Here is a 15,966-nt window from a genome sequence, read left to right as displayed (position 1 = left end):
GGAATATAGATATGCCATTTCACTTTAGTCATCCTTTTTCATGGAATCAACGATTGTCTGGACCAATGGATCAATATCTAAGTCGTCATCCTCCATAACGGAATAATGTAGTGTTTCAATGTTTTGAACTAAACTTTTATCGTCAGAAGCATGAATTGTATAGAAGCCGGGAAGAATCGATAGTGCAGTCTTTTCTGCATTTTCAATAGCTTCCTGTTTAGAAATATTATCAGATGCTTCAAATGCGATTAATGCTTCTTCATCTGTCACCAGTGTTGCCACTTCTTTGAAATCAGGGTTCTGTAATAAAATACGGGTAATCATATCAGCCATTTCATTTCTGTCAACGTGGATTGCTTTTGGTTCCGACTGATTATTCTGTTCAAATTCATCCTGTGTATAGCGGACAAAACCAAGCTGATCACGTGATGGCGAGTTGGTGTCAGTTTTCATCTCCGTATTTCTGTTCTTTGGATCTAAAGGATCTGGATCTGCATTATTTTGGTCAGGTGCGCCACAGCCGGCAAGTATTGTAAAAATAGTCATTACGATGATTCCTATTCCTTTGTTCATATTCATTGCTCCCTGTTAAGTTTTTTTGAGTGAAGAAATGCATGAAAAACAGATATCTTTTCTTTTTACTATCGTTTTTAGATATTCTATATAGATTAGTTTTGGAAAAGAAGCGTAATTCATGCAGGTAATTTTTTCTGGTTTTTCTAACTGTTTCTGTGATAAACTAAAAGGTAATTGATAAGGAGTGTGGGTGTCATCTCATGATTGAATTAAATGGGAAAACATATGAATTAATTGAAGAAAATAAAAATGGCTTCGAAGCAGAGGCTATCAAGGAACGTTATTCAGAGGTTTTATCGAAATATGATTTTATCGTAGGGGATTGGGCATATGAACAGCTGCGTTTAAAGGGTTTTTATCATGATAATCATGCCAAGGCTCCCGTTGATGCTAAAATCAGCTGTTTTCAGGATTATATGTATGAATATTGTAATTTTGGCTGTGCCTATTTTGTTTTGAAAAAAGTGCAGAAATAAAAGAAGTTCAATATATCTTCTTATAATGGAATAAGAAGGCATTTTGAACTTCTTTTTTTATACCGTAATAAACGTTAATCTTCTTCTTTCTCTAATGGATGTGCCCCGGGCGCTCTTCTCTGCAGCTTTTTGTGCTGTTCTTTATCTGCATAGGTAAATGCACTGGTCCGCTGCTGCCCTTCTTCCCAATCTGTTGATTTTCCGGAAACTAAATCATTTTCACGAATATCTGATCCATAAGAACCTTCTGGAAACTCCTCTGGAATTAGTGCATCATGCTGTTTTTGAACTGTTGAAAGCTCTTGATAATCTTTTTTCGGCATCTTCATTTCCCTCCTTATAATTTCATTTTGTACAGATGGAGGGAAATAACGCCTTCTAATAATTACCGTTCTTCCACCGGAGCCATTTTATATCCACGAAAACGCTTGGTAAGTAATTTTCCAAGTCGGAAAATGGCGTCTTCATTTCCAGTCCCGCTGATTATCTGTACTCCTATCGGCATATTTTTCTCATCTTCACCAACGGGTACAGTAAGAGAGGGAAGTCCCCATACATTTGCGTATGCTGTATACGGCATATATTGCAGATAGGTTTTACGGATAGAAAAGATTTCTTTAAAAACCTGACCATGCGCCAGCGCAGATTGATAATAAACAGGCAGAATCAGCAGACGTTTATCGAAATATGTCTTTAACAATTCATCACCCTGCTGGAGAATATCAGTGATTTCCATGATTCTTTTTCGGGAAGGTTTGAACATTTTAGCTCCCATGATTGCCCAGGATAAATAAGGATGAACATTTGTACGCTGGTTCAGTTTTTCTCTTAAAAACGAGCGTAATAAGCCGGAACGGTCATTATTAAAAGCTTCATCCTCAACTAATTTACTTCCATTGATGGACATTACTTCCTGCCAGATTAATGCACTATCTCTAAAATAAGGAGGCATAATCTGCTGGACATTGTAAATTTTTTCAAGGAAATTCGCCAGCTTCCCTAATAATTGTCCTGTCCTGGTGGAAAGAGGGTAGCCGGGATTCAGCGGTAATATCTCTATTTTAAAATCACGCAAAGCTTGCGGCTTTACCGGCGATTGAGATAAAATTTCGTAGATAAGCTGCATATCCTGAACGGACTTTCCCATTGGCCCTACAGTAAGCATACGTTTTTGCAGGTCATGCTGGACCGCAGGGAAATGCCCTTCGACTGATACGGCAGCGTTGCCCGGCTTGAAGCCGATAACACCATTGAAATGTGCCGGAAACCGAATGGATCCGCCAATATCAGAACCAATCCCGGCTGCTGCACCGCCAGCAGCCAGCAGCGCTCCTTCTCCACCGCTTGATCCACCGGCAGTTTTAGTTACATCCCAAGGGTTATTCGTTCTGCCATATAGTTTATTATCTGTCTCTTGACAAAAACAAAGTGCCGGAGTGTTGGTTTTCCCAAGAATAATGGCACCCTCCTGCTTTAATTGATGTACGACTTCGGCATCTTCCTGATAAATAAGATCCTGGCGATGTTCTAAGCCGCCTGTTGTCTTCATCCCTTCCACATGGAGGCATTCCTTGATGCTGATTGGTACGCCATGTAATCTGCCTGCAGATTTGTTATTTTGAAGCTGTTTATCTGCTTCATGTGCTTCCTGCAGCGCTTCAGAAAAACGGTCTTCCACAACAGCGTTGATAGAAGGATTAATTTCTTTAATTCGTTCTATAAAAACTGTTACAGCTTCTACTGAGGTAATTTGATTCTTCTTTATTGCCGTTGCAATACTGCCTGCATCCATTTTTAAAATTTGTAGCTTTTCCAATGTGCATACGTCCCCTTAATTCTTATTAGATTTACTATACCATGTTTTTGAAAAAGAAGGATAAAATTCGTCTGCCTTCTTTATTTTCAATGAAAGTCCGGTGAAATTACTCAGGTAATTATGATATGATAATAGTATAGACGTTTTTGGAGGTATCAATAATGTATTTTGTAGATCAAGAAAAAATTAGGCGCACACTGATATTTATGACTGACATTTTAGATACATTGAAAAATCATTCCTATAAAAGTAAAATAGATTATTTGGCATTAGAGCGTATGGCACATGTTTTTATTGAAGGAACGCTGGACGTCGGGAACATGATGATAGACGGATTTATTATGAGAGATCCCGGCAGTTATGAGGATATTATTGATATTTTAGTGGATGAAAAAGTTATTCCTGTGGAGGAGGAGGAGGCTTATAAAGCGCTCATTCTCTGGCGGAAACCTTTAGTACATGATTACCAGACAATCGATCATAAAAGCTTAGAAAAGTTTTTCAAAGATAATTTAAATATATTTACGCATTTTTCGGAGCGGATTGATAAATATCTGCAGAACGAATTAGGCGTTGCAAATGCTTTTTCTAATAAGTAATAAGCACGTTTAATAAGGGGGCTTAAGCGGATGGGAAAACGTATCTCGACAAAGGATAGGATTATCCAGGTGCTGAAGGAGCAGGGAACGTTAACAATGGATGCCATTATGGAGCACTTTGCTATTTCAGAGACAGCTGTCAGAAAACAGCTCCATATGCTTGTGCAAGAGGGATTTATTGAGGTACAGCAGCATAAAAAAGAGATTGGGCGGCCCTACCACACATACACCCTGACAGAACAGAGTCAGGTACGTTTTCCCAATCGCTATAAAGAACTCTCCTTAGATCTGCTTCATGATTTAGAAGAATTACAGGGAAACCAGCTTATCAGTGAGCTTCTCAAAAAACAGTCATCCAAAGAAAAAGAACAATTAAAGAAGTATTTAGATAAGTATTCGACTACGGAAGAGAAAATAACTGCTTTGAAGGATCTGCAGAACAAAAGCGGTTATATGCTTCAAGTGGAGAGTAAGGAACAGGATGGATTTCAATTAAATAATTTTCATTGCCCTTATTTAGAAGTGGCAAAAGATTATCCAGTCATGTGCCAGTATGAAAAAGAAATGTACGAAGCCTTATTTCCAGATCGGGAAATAAAGACAAAATCATTGCTTGTCGATGGAGAGAAATGCTGCCAATGGAGAATTGCTGCAACATCAGAGTGATTAATCGGATGGCATAGCATTTAGAAAATTCAATGATGGAATAGAGATAGAGAGGTCATAACGTGAAAAACTATAAAGGATATCTTATTGATTTAGATGGAACGATGTACAGAGGGAATGAAGTCATCCCGGAAGCTATTCCTTTTGTGAACCAATTAGCACAAAGAAATATTCCATATGTGTTTGTAACGAATAATTCTACTAAAAGTACGCAGGAAGTAGCTGAAAAATTAAATCAATTAGGGATTCAGGCAGATTATAATCAGATTGTTACAAGCAGCATGGCTACTGCAAAATATCTGCAGGACCAGTCTGTAAAATCATGCTATTGTATTGGGCAAAGCGGTCTGAAGGAGCCGATAAGGGAACATGGTATCCAATTGACAGACAGTACAGATGTGGATGCTGTTGTTGTAGGCTTAGACAGAGATATTAATTATGATAAGCTTGCCACAGCATGTATTGCTATCAGAAAGGGTGCACGATTTATTTCTACCAATCGGGATCACGCCATTCCGACTGAAGCGGGGATGGGACCTGGTAATGGCGCTTTTACAGCTTTGGTGCAAACTAGTACACAGCAAAATCCGGTTTTTATTGGAAAACCGGATACAATTATTATGAAAGAGGCATTAGATGTGCTCGGTTTTCCAAAAGAGGATGTTTTAATGGTGGGGGATAATTACCAAACAGATATCCAATCAGGATTTAATGCAGGTGTGGACACTTTGTTTGTTCATACGGGAGTTACCTCTAAGGAAGAATTGGCTGCTTTTGAGGAACAACCGACCTATATAATTGAGAATTTATTAGAATGGACTTTTGAGTAATAACAAAAGCATTCATATTCTGTTTTTAAACAGAATATGAATGCTTTTCTTTTTGTATTATCACAGGGTGAGTGACAAGCAATTCCCGCTATTTCATATGGAAGAAGAAATATCTGTGCATGGGAAAATGGTCACTTTATCCGTCCAGCTCTTCATGCTCGTTTTCTGCATCACCATGAGCAAGACGGCTGGATGCTGCTGCTGCAATAGCACCGACGATATCATCTAAAAATGTGTGAATCTCACCACTGCTTTTATCATTTAGTTTTTCTAAGATACCAGGCTTTTGTTTATCAATGTAACCAAAATTGGTTAAGCCAATGGAGCCGTATACATTAACGATAGATAAGGCAATTACTTCATCGATGCCATATAACCCTTCATCAATTTTAATTGTTTCCTGAAGCGGTTCGCTTAATAGCTTTTTCTCTGCCAGTACATCTAACTCAATGCCTGTTATAACAGCATTTTGCACTTCTCTTTTGGTTAAAACACGATTCACATTAAAACGGCATTTGTCCATTGTTAAATCTGTATGATATTTTGACTGCAGATAATATACCAATTCTGCAATATCATCTATTTTTACACCACGATCTTTTAACAGTTGTCTTGCTCTAACTTCCAGTTTTGTTTTGCTTGTATATTTCGTCATTTTAAAACACACCTTTTTCGATTTAATATGATTGTATAGTCATTTCCTTCATATATTTAATATATACGATAAGGAGGAGTTTGTTGATGCCTATGTCAGAAATGCTCCGAAGTCAATATGCAATCCAGGTTGAAGGGAAGCAGTTTATTGAAGAGCGTGAAGGTTATCAAAAAGAGCATTATATTTATTTTACCATTCCTGCTGGAAACAAGGAAATGATATTAATGGAACAGGCAACCTTAGCTTATTTCTTAAGAGAAAATGGAATATCCTCTGTAGCTTATCCAATCAGGAATATCAATGGGGAATGGTTTACCAATCACGGAAATGAGCTTTGGATGGTTCTCGTATTAGAAGATTATTCACAGGCTTCAAGAAGTGAGAGCGCAGGAAAAAAGCTTGGAGATATTCATCGTATTGGCAGCAGTTTTCAGTATGAGCCTAAAGCTATTTCCAGCTATGGTACATGGAAAAAGCTTTGGGAAGAAAAACTTACTTTTTTTGAAGAAGAATTGACCAGGCAGGCAAAGGAAGAGGCAGCAAGCAGTTATTTATCGGAAGTAATGGATGTTTTACCCTATATTGTTGGAATCAGTGAGAACGCCATTCAATATTTACGGGAGAGTGAAAAAGAACAGCGAATCTTACAAACTGATCAGGGTACAGTGGCTTTCTCCAGATGGAATACTTTTGGGAAAACAATTATTTGGACAGATGAACTTGTATATGATCATCCAACCCGGGATATCGCTGAGTATATTCGTTTTTCTTTTTTGCATAATCGGCCGGACACAGAGATCAATCAATTTTTAAATGATTATCAAGACTATCAGCCGTTATCTGTGTTTGCATGGAGGCTTATTTTTGCCAGGTTATTCTTTCCAATTCATCTTTATGATTTTTTAGAAGAAGGGTTTCAATATCAGGATTTTCAAAGATTGGAGCAATTGATAAAGCATCAGGAAGTGTATGAGAGGAGACTGGCACGGTTTTACGAAATGACGGGTGTAGATGTTTCCGATTGGCGGATTCCTATGATAAGCTGGTTGTAAGCAGTATCATTATATAAGAGGATGTTCAAAAAGTACCAAAATGATAAGCGGCGAATCTCTACGTCGCCTTGACCTTCTTGCTTCTAATTTTCCTACTTTTTGAACACGTACTAGAATAGGAATTATTATTTAATCGCAGGAGGTAGAATGCCAGTATGTCCAGTATGTCTAAACCAAAGGTCTACATTACCCGTAGGATTGATGAAAAATACTTACAAGCTTATCAGGACGAATTAGAGATCCGCATGTGGGAAAAAGAGGGAGGACCAGTACCGAGAGAGACTCTTTTTAAAGAGATAGCAGATGCAGATGCTTTATTCGCGGTGTTAAGTGATTCTGTTGATGAGGAGCTGTTATCAAAAGCCCCCAATTTAAAGGTGGTTGCGAATATGGCTGTCGGATACGATAATATTGATGTGGAAGCATGTAAAAAGCATCAAGTTGTTGTTACTAATACCCCTGATGTTTTGTCGGAAACAACTGCAGATTTAGGTTTTTCACTAATTATGGCTACTGCCAGACGGATTGTGGAGGCAGATGAATGGGTGAAACAGGATAAATGGCAATCATGGGCCCCGTTCTTCTTTGCAGGCACAGATATTTACGGGAAAACACTTGGAATTGTTGGAATGGGGAGAATTGGAGAAGCTGTTGCAAGACGGGCAGCTGGGTTTGATATGAATATACAGTATCATAACCGTTCCCGAAAGAAAGATGCGGAAGAACGATTAAATGCAAAGTATGTCAGCTTCGATGAGCTGTTAGAGACTTCTGATTTTATTGTGACAGTTGTTCCTCACACCAAAGAAACCGATAAATTATTTAATCAGACTGCCTTTAAAAAAATGAAATCCAGTGCTATTTTTGTAAATATCTCACGTGGAAAAGTAGTGGATGAAGAAGCATTAGCAGAAGCGCTTAAATCGGGGGAAATTCAGGCGGCGGGCCTGGATGTTTTTGACGAAGAACCAATAAGAGCGGATCATCCGCTTGTCGGCTTGAAAAATACAGTATGTGTTCCACATATTGGCTCTGCCAGCGTGGAAACAAGAACAAAAATGGCTCAGCTCTGCCTGGATAATATTCAGGCAGTTGTCAGCGGAAAAGAAGCCATTACACCAGTTTCGTAAAGAAAGGTAATAAAAAAAACGGAGTGTCTCTATCAAGGCAAAAGAGCGCTCCGTTCTATATTAAATTCATTAAAAAACCTGTTCGATTTCTGTTACACCGGGAACCTCTGCCATAAGTGCGCGTTCAATTCCGGCTTTTAATGTAATGGTTGAACTTGGGCAATTGCCGCATGCTCCCATGAGACGCAATAAAACGACGCCGTCATCATCAACGTCAATTAATTCTACATCCCCGCCATCACGTAATAAGAATGGACGAAGCTTGCTTAATACTTCTTGTACTTGTTCTTCCACAATAACCTACTCCTTTCCTACAAATCTATTATAACGCGATTAAACACAAAAATCTATTTGAAAATGATTTTCAATTAGCTGGTTAATTATATTTTATCTTTTTCCGCTTATTTTGTAAAATAATTAATATAGGTATATGTTAAAAGATAGCATGATTCCGAAGGGGAGTGTATAAGATGTCGGCAATAACAATAACAGTTTATGGAAGCGAACAAATCTGTGCCAGCTGTGTTGGCGCCCCAGGCTCCAAAGATACGTACGAATGGCTCCAGGCAGCCATTGGAAGAAAATATGCTTCTGACGGCGTTCAATATAATTATATTGATATAAATAAACCGCAATCAGATTCTATTCATCAGGCATATGTCGAAAAAATAATTGAAGAGGATCTTTTTTACCCTATTATATGGGTAAATGATAAAATGGTAGCTGAAGGTATTCCGACTTTAAAGCCGATCTATCAAGTATTAGATCAGCTTGGATTAGAGACAAAAGAAGGATAAGCAAAAGAGGAGAGAAGCAGATGAAAATACCCTTTACAAAAATGCATGGACTAGGAAACAATTATATCTATATTGATCTTTTTCATACTGATTTACCAGAAGAAAGGCTATCTGAATTAGCTGTTAAAATGTCAAATCAAAATACGGGAATTGGTTCAGACGGGATGATTCTGATTCATCCTGCAGAAAAAGCAGAAGTAGGAATGCGAATTTTTAATAAGGATGGTTCGGAGGGCATGAATTGCGGTAACGGGCTGCGCTGCACTGCAAAATATGCTTATGAGACAGGAATTGTAAATACAAAAGAATTTTCCATACAGACAAAAGCAAATGTTGTCCATGCTATTGTTAAAGTGAATGAAGATAAGGAAGTAGAAGAGGTCACTATTGATATGGGAGAGCCTATTTTACAAAGAGAGCAGATTCCAATGCTTGGAGAAACAGGGACAACAGTTATCAATGAGCCGTTTCAGGTTGCTGATGAAATATTACATGTTACTGCTGTTTCAATGGGAAATCCGCATGTTGTAACGATGGTTGATGCCATTGATGAGGCACCTCTGACAAGACTTGGATCAATGATGGAAAAAGATGAGCGATTCCCTGAAGGTGTCAATGCAGAGTTTATTGAAGTTGTGTCTGATGAAGAATTACATTTCCGTGTCTGGGAACGCGGCTCAGGGATTACGGAAGCATGTGGAACCGGAGCATGTGCAGCTGTTGTGGCTGCGACATTAAATAATAAAGTCACGAAAGGAAAAAAAGTAATTGTGCATTTAGCTGGCGGAGATTTGGTTATTGAATGGAAAGAAGATGAGCATATCTGGATGACTGGCGGCGCAGAAACAATTGCATCAGGAATTTTCTACGCGTAGAATGAATTACTTGATTCTGACAAGTGCAGGTGTATACTAAGCTTATAGGATATACAAGGATAAAGGAGGTTCAGAAGATGATCATTGAACTGACTGATCGTGCAAGTGCACAGATTAAAGAAATGATGAAAGAAGAACCGGATCAATCGCTTCTCCGTTTTGGTGTAAAAGGCGGCGGATGCAGTGGTCTTTCTTATTCATTGGGCTTTGAAGATGAGGTTAATGAAGAATTGGATATTGTTGAAACGATTAATGATATTCCAATTGTTTTTTTCAATCAGGATATACCTATTATTAAAGGTACAAAGATTGATTATAAAGAGAATATGATGGGCGGCGGATTCAGCATTGATAATCCGAATGCCATTATATCCTGCGGGTGTGGTTCTTCCTTCCGTACTGCAGAGCACGCCGGCGCGCCCGGTGATTGTTAAAGGAGAAAGATTGGCAGAAAGATTCTGTCAATCTTTCTTTTAATCCCTTTGTAACATGTAAGACAGGTTTCCTCTATACCAACTGCAACTTAGCACCCCGATAAAAGCAGACAGCTGCCTGCGATTTCCTTCTTTTTTAGCAATCACTAAAAGAAAAACGCTTGAATGAATGTCATTCAAACGTTCTATCAAAATATAATATAGTTTGTGAGATATTTTTTAAAACATTGCTGTAGAGTGCTTTGGCTGGATTCTTGCTTTTGGATCAATGTAATTTTTAGCATTGTTCACAGCTGTCGGCCCTTCACCAAATCCGGTTGCGATCAGTTTTACTTTTCCATCATACGTACAAACATCTCCTGCAGCATATATTCCCGGGATATTTGTCTCCATTTTCGAATTGACAACAATACTATTCTTCTCAATTTCTAATCCCCAGTCCTTGATAGGTCCCAGACTGGATATAAATCCGTAATTACAGATAATATCGTCAACTTCTAACTCGACCAATTCTTCTCCTTTTATCTCCTGTAAGATAAGCTTTTCAATTTTTTCATTTGCAACAATCGCTGCGGGGGCAAATGGTGTGAGCTTTTCAACAGCAGATGCCTCTAATTGTTCCACACTATGTTCATGTGCACGGAATTGATCACGACGGTGAATTAATGTTACTTTAGCAGCAGTTTTCTCCAGCATTAAGGCCCAATCTACAGCTGAATCTCCTCCACCCAAAATAGCAACGTGCTTATCCTTGTATTTATTCATATCCGTCACATAATAATGTAAATTTCTGCCTTCATATGCTTCACTGTCACCTACATTTAATCTCCTTGGCTGAAATGCGCCGTTGCCGGCAGTGATAATAATTGTTTTTGTCAGGTGAACCTCTCCAGTGTCTGAAATGAGACGGAAGCTGTCATCTTCCAACCGATCAACACTTTCGATAGCCTGACCAAGTACAATCTCAGGGTCAAATAATTTTGCCTGTTCTTCCAATTGATCAACAAGCTCCTGTGCACGAACTTTTGGAAAACCTGCAACATCATATATATATTTCTCCGGATATAATGCTGTCAATTGTCCTCCGATATGAGGCAGGCTTTCAATTATTTTAACACTGGCTTGACGCATGCCGCCGTAAAAGGCTGTGAATAAGCCAGTGGGTCCAGCTCCAATGATGGTTACATCAAAAACTTTCTCCATAGAATACCTCTTTTCTTTCTAGACGTTTACCAATCCTATGGTATCATAAACTCGTTTTTGTTTGTATTAAATCGTTTCAAAAGGAAGGATAATTCAAAAGTATCTTATTTTGACAGTTGAATGCTCTTTGCATGTCTTCCCCTTTTTCTTCATAAGTATAGATAAAAAAGAGATTTTAAAGCTTGCTATTTTTTAGCAGAGCATTTAAGATAGGTTAGTGATTATTACAGTTTGATTACAAAATGAAGTTATTTATATGACAAAAATATTTTGTTTTTCAATTTTTTGTAAGAATTATATTAATTAATAGGAGTAGTGAAAAACCATGAATAAACCGCATATTGTAATATTGGGAGCGGGTTATGGAGGTATAATGACGGCAGTTAAGCTTCAGAAGCAGCTTGGACAGAATGAAGCAGAAATTACATTAGTTCATAAATATGACTATCATTTCCAAACAAGCTGTCTGCATGAGAATGCTGCTGGTACTCTACATCAGGATTGCTCTAAAATAAAAATAAAAGATATCATCAATCGTTCAAAAATAAATTTTATAATAGATGAAGTTGTTTCTATCAAACGGGAAACCAAAAAGATTAGGCTTAAAAATAGGAAGCTTAATTATGATTTACTCGTAATCGGACTGGGGGCTGAGCCAAATACGAAAGGAATTCCAGGACTGAATGAGTATACTTATCCTATCACAGATATTAACAGTGCCCGTTTTATCCGTGAACACATTGAATATAATTTTGCCAGCTACGCCAATGGTATCAAAAAGGACGAAAGCAGATTAAATATTGTGATTGGCGGTGGAGGGATCCTTGGTGTTGCATTTGCCGGGGAGCTCATCAATCAGATTCCAATTATGTGCAAAGAATATGATGTTGAGAAAACACAGGTGCATCTCTATATGCTCGAAGAAAGTACTACTTTACTGCAAGGGTTTGATGAGGAATTGGCACATTATGCAATCACTTCTTTACAATCCAGGGGAGTAGAAGTTATTCATCAGGCTAAGCTGAATGAGTGCCAGGATAACAAAGTCATTTATGAAGTAGAAGGAAAAGAATATGTTATTCCCTCCCGCACTTTTATCTGGACTGGAGGAGTAGAAGCTAATCCAATTTTTGAAAAAGCTGGACTAACCTTGAAAAATAAAAAAATAGAAGTATATTCTAATATGCTGTCTACCAAAGATGATTCGATATTCGTTGTCGGCGAGTGTGCCTATACTGTAAATGAAAATGGAGAAGAAATTCTTCCAACTGCCAAAAAAGCCGTAGAGGAGGCAGCTGTTGTTGTAAAAAATATCTCCTTGTGGCTCAGGAATAAAGAACTTACTTCCTGTCAGCCGGTTAAGCAGGGTATGCTTGCAACCTTAGGAAGGGATGACGGGGTAGCGACGATACAGAATCATAAGGTATTCGGCTGGAAAGCGGTATTAATAAAACGGATCTCTGATAATCATTATTTATATAAATTAGGTGGCTGGAATTTGCTGTTGAAGAAGGGGAATTTTCATTTATTATAATTGACAAAAAAGCAAAGCTTGGCAGATGCTGCTTTGCTTTTTTGCAGTTTTAAGATAAAATGTCCCTTGTATGTATCCTTAGAAAGGACGGAGGGAAGAGAATGGTTCAACTTGTTGTTTCTGTTGTATTGTATTTTGTTATATTTTTTGGTATTGCATTTATTTTAAATATGTTATTAAGAAAAACATGGCTGATGGCATGTTTATTTCCTATAGTAATGATTTTTATTATAGATAATGTTTCTTTTATGAGCTATTTTACAAGTCCGGGGGAATCTTTTTCAGCACTTGGGGATCGAATTGTCGGATTAACGATTGCTGATATCGTGATTTTGTTATCGGGTTTTATCGGTACAATTGTATCTGGCTTTGTTATCCGCTTTTTAAGAAAAAGTGGTTATCAAATGTTTTAAAAAGATGAATTACATAAAAATAAAGAAGGTCAATGCTGCCGGGCATTGGCCTTCTTTATTCAATAAGAAAAGAGCGGAGCAAGGGAAAAGGCAATAATAATCCCTGTAATTGCACCAAAAAATACTTCTATCGGCTGGTGTCCAAGTAATTCCTTTAATTCTTGTATCTTTTCGTTTTCTTTCTTTTTACTCCAGCCTTTGGCACTGGAGGTGATTAATTGAAAATCGCGAACCAGCTGATTAATAACAATTGCCTGTTCACCTGCTTGTCTGCGGACTCCGGAAGCATCAAACATTGTAATTACACTAAATATACAAGCAAGCGCAAATACACTTGATGATACCCCTTCTACAATACCGATAGCAGTAGCTAAAGAAGTAACTGCTGCAGAATGGCTGCTGGGCATTCCTCCTGTACTGAAAGCAAGCCCGGGTTGAAATTCCTTGGTGAAAATCAGCTTGATAGGTATCTTTATAACTTGCGCAAACACAATAGCGATCAGAGCAGCCCATAATGGGAAATTCGTCAATAATGTCATGAATGAGGGTACTTCCTTCCTGACTAACGCATCAATTTTCTGTTATTTTACCATAGTCTGTATCATAATAAAAATAATAAAAGAAAGGCTCAGCAACCATCAGAAATATGCGGTATTGCAGTTAAAAAATGCGTATTCCTGTAAAATATTTATTTAATAACTGTATCTAATGCAATCTCCATCATTTCATGGAATGTAGTCTGACGTTCTTCAGCAGTAGTTTCTTCGCCAGTAATGAGATGATCGGAAACTGTAAGAATAGATAGCGCCTGACGCCCATATTTAGCTGCCAGCGTATATAGTGCAGTAGATTCCATTTCGATTGCAAGTACTTGGTATTTGGCAAGCAATTCGTTCACTTCTTTGGCATTATCACGATAGAAGGTATCGCTTGTAAATACATTTCCGACACGCAGCTGTAATCCTTTTTCTGTACCGGCTTCATAAGCGTTTTTTAATAATTCAAAGTCGGAAATAGGAGCATAATCGATTCCTTTAAAGATCAGCTGATTTATTTGCGAATCTGTTGTAGCAGCCTGTGCTAAGATAACATCGCGAACCTTAACATCTTTTTGGATTGCTCCACACGTACCTACACGAATAAGTTTTTTGACATCATAGCTTTGGATAAGCTCATTTACATAGATGGAGATAGAAGGTACTCCCATGCCGGTTCCCTGTACGGAAACACGTTCTCCTTTATAGGTTCCGGTATAGCCATACATGCCTCTGACTTCATTATAAAGCTGTGCATCCTCTAAATAATTTTCAGCAATATATTTAGCCCGTAACGGATCTCCCGGCAATAAAATTTTATCTGCAATTTCTCCCTGTTTCGCTCCAATATGTACACTCATTTCATAAACCTCCATTATTCAATTTGTCCTTAAGATAAAGGTATCATAAAGGTTTTTGAAAAACAAATGAATACATTTTCATAAAAAAAGTAGATATGTATTTCATATTTCGTGATTTTTGTATATAATATAACATAGGTTTATGTGAGATGAATAACAGGTACATAAACGACAGAGATTTTCAAATTGAAAGGATGTTGAATATAATGAAGTCACAAACGTTTAAAATTACTGCAGAAACAGGAGTACACGCACGCCCTGCTACTTTGCTGGTAAACAAAGCTGGTCAATTTGATTCTGAAATTGAAGTTAGCTACAAAGGCAAAAACGTTAACCTGAAATCAATCATGGGCGTTATGTCTTTAGGAATTCCTAAAGGTGCTGAAATTGAAGTAAGCGCAGACGGAAAAGATGAAGCGGATGCTTTAAAAGGTATCGCTGACGTTATCAAAGAACATTTAGGCGAATAATTAGTAACAAACGTATAAAAGCGCTCTGGCATCAGGGCGCTTTTATACGTTATACATGGATTGATTTACATGCCTCAAGCATTTGTTATAATTGTTTCAGGAAGGGTGTGAATTTTTTATGATTATGATGCCATTTCTTTATTTTCCAGAAGATAAAACAGAGTATATTCCCGCTGTAATAACATTGGTTATTTTTCTGGTCCTGGCAGCATTTTTTATGCGCTGGATGATGAAAAAATCGAAGAGAGATCAGGAAAATTTCGAGCAGGAATACCACGATGCTTTAAACCAGGCACAAAACAACGACAATAATGTAACAAATTCCTCCTCTAATCAATAGGATTTGAGGAGTTTTTTTGACTAAAAAATTGCTTCTTTGCTCACACTATAGAAAAAGCAAAGGAGTTTATCAATGAGAATATGGAATAAATGGATTATGGTATCGTCTTTCGCAATGCTGTTTCTTTTATCAGGATGCCTGCTGCCTCATGCAAACTCAGAAACGGTAGAGATGTATAATGCAGATGGAGACCGGGTAGGAACAGCCAGATTAAATGAAACTGATGGAGGAGTGGCTGTAACAGTTGAAGTTGAAGGTTTAACCCCAGGTTTCCATGCCATCCATGTTCATGAGTATGGAAAATGTGAGGGCCCCGATTTTTCTTCAAGCGGTAACCATTTTAATCCTGATGGTAAAGAGCATGGCCTTTTACGGACGGATGGTCCCCATCTCGGAGACCTCCCTAATATTGAGGCAGATGAAGATGGAAATGTTCAAGAAGAATTGGTGATTGCTGAGGCAACATTAAAAAAAGGTAAAAATAGCTTGATTACGAATGACGGCACTTCTTTAATCATTCATGATGGGGTGGATGATGGAATGAGTCAGCCGGCAGGGAATTCAGGTGACCGTATTGTTTGTGGAGTTATTAAACACGATTCTCAAAGCGGGGAGAAAGAAGAAGCACCTACTGATCCAACAGAGAGTAATGATAAACAGGAAAATGAAGAGAATGGATAATTACGCCGATTACTTCATTTTTT

22 protein-coding genes are annotated in these 15,966 nt (G+C 37.9%); 14 read left to right on the top strand and 8 right to left on the bottom strand.

What is annotated here, in order from left to right; genetic code table 11:
• Positions 1–24: 24 nt before the first annotated feature.
• Positions 25–573, bottom strand: coding sequence for a YhcN/YlaJ family sporulation lipoprotein (locus IEX29_RS17745; RefSeq protein WP_229720276.1), 549 nt, complete (start codon positions 571–573; stop codon positions 25–27).
• Positions 574–776: 203 nt separating this feature from the next.
• On the opposite strand from IEX29_RS17745, the gene IEX29_RS17740 reads away from it, so the two are divergent.
• A complete protein-coding gene (locus IEX29_RS17740) occupies positions 777–1,052 on the top strand; it encodes a YutD family protein (RefSeq protein ID WP_188735780.1) in 276 nt (91 codons plus the stop codon).
• Positions 1,053–1,126: 74 nt separating this feature from the next.
• On the opposite strand, the gene IEX29_RS17735 is transcribed toward IEX29_RS17740, so the two are convergent.
• Both IEX29_RS17735 and IEX29_RS17730 read right to left on the bottom strand, forming a co-directional pair.
• Positions 1,127–1,375 carry a hypothetical protein gene (locus tag IEX29_RS17735; protein ID WP_188735778.1) on the bottom strand — a complete coding sequence of 83 codons (249 nt, stop codon included), beginning with the start codon at positions 1,373–1,375 and terminating at the stop codon, positions 1,127–1,129.
• Between the two features lie 62 nt (positions 1,376–1,437).
• Positions 1,438–2,868 (bottom strand): amidase, encoded by a 1,431-nt coding sequence (locus tag IEX29_RS17730; RefSeq protein WP_188735776.1) that lies wholly within the window; start codon positions 2,866–2,868, stop codon positions 1,438–1,440.
• Between the two features lie 161 nt (positions 2,869–3,029).
• Here IEX29_RS17730 and IEX29_RS17725 point away from each other — a divergent pair, with 161 nt between their 5' ends.
• From IEX29_RS17725 to nucF, 3 genes are all read left to right on the top strand, one after another.
• A complete protein-coding gene (locus tag IEX29_RS17725; RefSeq protein WP_188735774.1) occupies positions 3,030–3,467 on the top strand; it encodes a DUF86 domain-containing protein in 438 nt (145 codons plus the stop codon).
• A gap of 30 nt (positions 3,468–3,497) precedes the next feature.
• Positions 3,498–4,133, top strand: coding sequence for a helix-turn-helix transcriptional regulator (locus tag IEX29_RS17720; RefSeq protein ID WP_188735772.1), 636 nt, complete (start codon positions 3,498–3,500; stop codon positions 4,131–4,133).
• A 62-nt stretch (positions 4,134–4,195) separates the two neighbouring features.
• Complete coding sequence (gene nucF / locus IEX29_RS17715) at positions 4,196–4,963, top strand: 5' nucleotidase NucF (protein ID WP_188735770.1); 768 nt, start codon at positions 4,196–4,198, stop codon at positions 4,961–4,963.
• A 136-nt stretch (positions 4,964–5,099) separates the two neighbouring features.
• On the opposite strand, the gene IEX29_RS17710 is transcribed toward nucF, so the two are convergent.
• The gene (locus tag IEX29_RS17710) at positions 5,100–5,618 is read right to left on the bottom strand and encodes a phosphatidylglycerophosphatase A family protein (RefSeq protein ID WP_188735768.1); all 519 of its coding nucleotides are present in this window, start codon (positions 5,616–5,618) and stop codon (positions 5,100–5,102) included.
• 86 nt (positions 5,619–5,704) lie between these two features.
• On the opposite strand from IEX29_RS17710, the gene IEX29_RS17705 reads away from it, so the two are divergent.
• Both IEX29_RS17705 and IEX29_RS17700 read left to right on the top strand, forming a co-directional pair.
• Positions 5,705–6,670 carry a YutH/CotS family kinase-like spore coat protein gene (locus IEX29_RS17705; RefSeq protein WP_188735766.1) on the top strand — a complete coding sequence of 322 codons (966 nt, stop codon included), beginning with the start codon at positions 5,705–5,707 and terminating at the stop codon, positions 6,668–6,670.
• Positions 6,671–6,834: 164 nt separating this feature from the next.
• The gene (locus tag IEX29_RS17700; RefSeq protein WP_188736049.1) at positions 6,835–7,800 is read left to right on the top strand and encodes a 2-hydroxyacid dehydrogenase; all 966 of its coding nucleotides are present in this window, start codon (positions 6,835–6,837) and stop codon (positions 7,798–7,800) included.
• 69 nt (positions 7,801–7,869) lie between these two features.
• On the opposite strand, the gene IEX29_RS17695 is transcribed toward IEX29_RS17700, so the two are convergent.
• Complete coding sequence (locus IEX29_RS17695) at positions 7,870–8,094, bottom strand: NifU family protein (protein ID WP_188735764.1); 225 nt, start codon at positions 8,092–8,094, stop codon at positions 7,870–7,872.
• A gap of 176 nt (positions 8,095–8,270) precedes the next feature.
• Here IEX29_RS17695 and IEX29_RS17690 point away from each other — a divergent pair, with 176 nt between their 5' ends.
• The 3 genes from IEX29_RS17690 to IEX29_RS17680 all read left to right on the top strand — a co-directional run bounded on the left by IEX29_RS17690 (position 8,271) and on the right by IEX29_RS17680 (position 9,906).
• The gene (locus IEX29_RS17690; protein WP_188735762.1) at positions 8,271–8,597 is read left to right on the top strand and encodes a YuzD family protein; all 327 of its coding nucleotides are present in this window, start codon (positions 8,271–8,273) and stop codon (positions 8,595–8,597) included.
• A 20-nt stretch (positions 8,598–8,617) separates the two neighbouring features.
• Positions 8,618–9,472 (top strand): diaminopimelate epimerase, encoded by an 855-nt coding sequence (dapF, locus tag IEX29_RS17685; protein WP_188735760.1) that lies wholly within the window; start codon positions 8,618–8,620, stop codon positions 9,470–9,472.
• A gap of 77 nt (positions 9,473–9,549) precedes the next feature.
• A complete protein-coding gene (locus IEX29_RS17680; protein WP_147211608.1) occupies positions 9,550–9,906 on the top strand; it encodes a HesB/IscA family protein in 357 nt (118 codons plus the stop codon).
• Positions 9,907–10,125: 219 nt separating this feature from the next.
• On the opposite strand, the gene IEX29_RS17675 is transcribed toward IEX29_RS17680, so the two are convergent.
• Positions 10,126–11,109: an NAD(P)/FAD-dependent oxidoreductase gene (locus IEX29_RS17675; RefSeq protein WP_188735758.1), complete on the bottom strand. Its 984-nt coding sequence runs from the start codon at positions 11,107–11,109 to the stop codon at positions 10,126–10,128.
• Positions 11,110–11,434: 325 nt separating this feature from the next.
• On the opposite strand from IEX29_RS17675, the gene IEX29_RS17670 reads away from it, so the two are divergent.
• Entirely contained in the window at positions 11,435–12,643 is a 1,209-nt protein-coding gene (locus tag IEX29_RS17670) for an NAD(P)/FAD-dependent oxidoreductase (RefSeq protein WP_188735756.1), read from the top strand.
• Between the two features lie 101 nt (positions 12,644–12,744).
• Positions 12,745–13,056 carry a YuiB family protein gene (locus tag IEX29_RS17665; protein ID WP_188735755.1) on the top strand — a complete coding sequence of 104 codons (312 nt, stop codon included), beginning with the start codon at positions 12,745–12,747 and terminating at the stop codon, positions 13,054–13,056.
• A gap of 59 nt (positions 13,057–13,115) precedes the next feature.
• On the opposite strand, the gene IEX29_RS17660 is transcribed toward IEX29_RS17665, so the two are convergent.
• Both IEX29_RS17660 and deoD read right to left on the bottom strand, forming a co-directional pair.
• On the bottom strand, positions 13,116–13,595 hold the full coding sequence (locus IEX29_RS17660) for a divergent PAP2 family protein (protein ID WP_147211604.1): 480 nt from the start codon (positions 13,593–13,595) through the stop codon (positions 13,116–13,118).
• 149 nt (positions 13,596–13,744) lie between these two features.
• Positions 13,745–14,452, bottom strand: coding sequence for a purine-nucleoside phosphorylase (gene deoD / locus IEX29_RS17655; RefSeq protein ID WP_188735752.1), 708 nt, complete (start codon positions 14,450–14,452; stop codon positions 13,745–13,747).
• Positions 14,453–14,658: 206 nt separating this feature from the next.
• Here deoD and IEX29_RS17650 point away from each other — a divergent pair, with 206 nt between their 5' ends.
• The 3 genes from IEX29_RS17650 (at position 14,659) to IEX29_RS17640 (ending at position 15,943) form a co-directional block, all read left to right on the top strand.
• Complete coding sequence (locus IEX29_RS17650) at positions 14,659–14,922, top strand: phosphocarrier protein HPr (protein WP_147211602.1); 264 nt, start codon at positions 14,659–14,661, stop codon at positions 14,920–14,922.
• A 118-nt stretch (positions 14,923–15,040) separates the two neighbouring features.
• Positions 15,041–15,262, top strand: a complete 222-nt coding sequence (locus IEX29_RS17645; RefSeq protein WP_308423652.1) for a hypothetical protein — start codon at positions 15,041–15,043, stop codon at positions 15,260–15,262.
• 72 nt (positions 15,263–15,334) lie between these two features.
• Entirely contained in the window at positions 15,335–15,943 is a 609-nt protein-coding gene (locus tag IEX29_RS17640; RefSeq protein WP_188735750.1) for a superoxide dismutase family protein, read from the top strand.
• Positions 15,944–15,966: the final 23 nt, after the last annotated feature.

This window comes from Oceanobacillus neutriphilus, from assembly GCF_014645515.1.
Classification (GTDB): domain Bacteria; phylum Bacillota; class Bacilli; order Bacillales; family Amphibacillaceae; genus Oceanobacillus; species Oceanobacillus neutriphilus.
This window is presented reverse-complemented; position numbering and strand designations above follow the sequence as displayed.

Coding starts and splice junctions, on each gene's coding strand:
- IEX29_RS17745 (WP_229720276.1), bottom strand. CDS start 573: ATGAACAAAGGAATAGGAATCATCGTAATGACTATTTTTACAATACTT.
- IEX29_RS17740 (WP_188735780.1), top strand. CDS start 777: ATGATTGAATTAAATGGGAAAACATATGAATTAATTGAAGAAAATAAA.
- IEX29_RS17735 (WP_188735778.1), bottom strand. CDS start 1,375: ATGCCGAAAAAAGATTATCAAGAGCTTTCAACAGTTCAAAAACAGCAT.
- IEX29_RS17725 (WP_188735774.1), top strand. CDS start 3,030: ATGTATTTTGTAGATCAAGAAAAAATTAGGCGCACACTGATATTTATG.
- IEX29_RS17720 (WP_188735772.1), top strand. CDS start 3,498: ATGGGAAAACGTATCTCGACAAAGGATAGGATTATCCAGGTGCTGAAG.
- IEX29_RS17710 (WP_188735768.1), bottom strand. CDS start 5,618: ATGACGAAATATACAAGCAAAACAAAACTGGAAGTTAGAGCAAGACAA.
- IEX29_RS17705 (WP_188735766.1), top strand. CDS start 5,705: ATGCCTATGTCAGAAATGCTCCGAAGTCAATATGCAATCCAGGTTGAA.
- IEX29_RS17700 (WP_188736049.1), top strand. CDS start 6,835: ATGTCTAAACCAAAGGTCTACATTACCCGTAGGATTGATGAAAAATAC.
- IEX29_RS17690 (WP_188735762.1), top strand. CDS start 8,271: ATGTCGGCAATAACAATAACAGTTTATGGAAGCGAACAAATCTGTGCC.
- dapF (WP_188735760.1), top strand. CDS start 8,618: ATGAAAATACCCTTTACAAAAATGCATGGACTAGGAAACAATTATATC.
- IEX29_RS17680 (WP_147211608.1), top strand. CDS start 9,550: ATGATCATTGAACTGACTGATCGTGCAAGTGCACAGATTAAAGAAATG.
- IEX29_RS17675 (WP_188735758.1), bottom strand. CDS start 11,109: ATGGAGAAAGTTTTTGATGTAACCATCATTGGAGCTGGACCCACTGGC.
- IEX29_RS17670 (WP_188735756.1), top strand. CDS start 11,435: ATGAATAAACCGCATATTGTAATATTGGGAGCGGGTTATGGAGGTATA.
- IEX29_RS17665 (WP_188735755.1), top strand. CDS start 12,745: ATGGTTCAACTTGTTGTTTCTGTTGTATTGTATTTTGTTATATTTTTT.
- IEX29_RS17660 (WP_147211604.1), bottom strand. CDS start 13,595: ATGACATTATTGACGAATTTCCCATTATGGGCTGCTCTGATCGCTATT.
- deoD (WP_188735752.1), bottom strand. CDS start 14,452: ATGAGTGTACATATTGGAGCGAAACAGGGAGAAATTGCAGATAAAATT.
- IEX29_RS17650 (WP_147211602.1), top strand. CDS start 14,659: ATGAAGTCACAAACGTTTAAAATTACTGCAGAAACAGGAGTACACGCA.
- IEX29_RS17645 (WP_308423652.1), top strand. CDS start 15,041: ATGATTATGATGCCATTTCTTTATTTTCCAGAAGATAAAACAGAGTAT.
- IEX29_RS17640 (WP_188735750.1), top strand. CDS start 15,335: ATGAGAATATGGAATAAATGGATTATGGTATCGTCTTTCGCAATGCTG.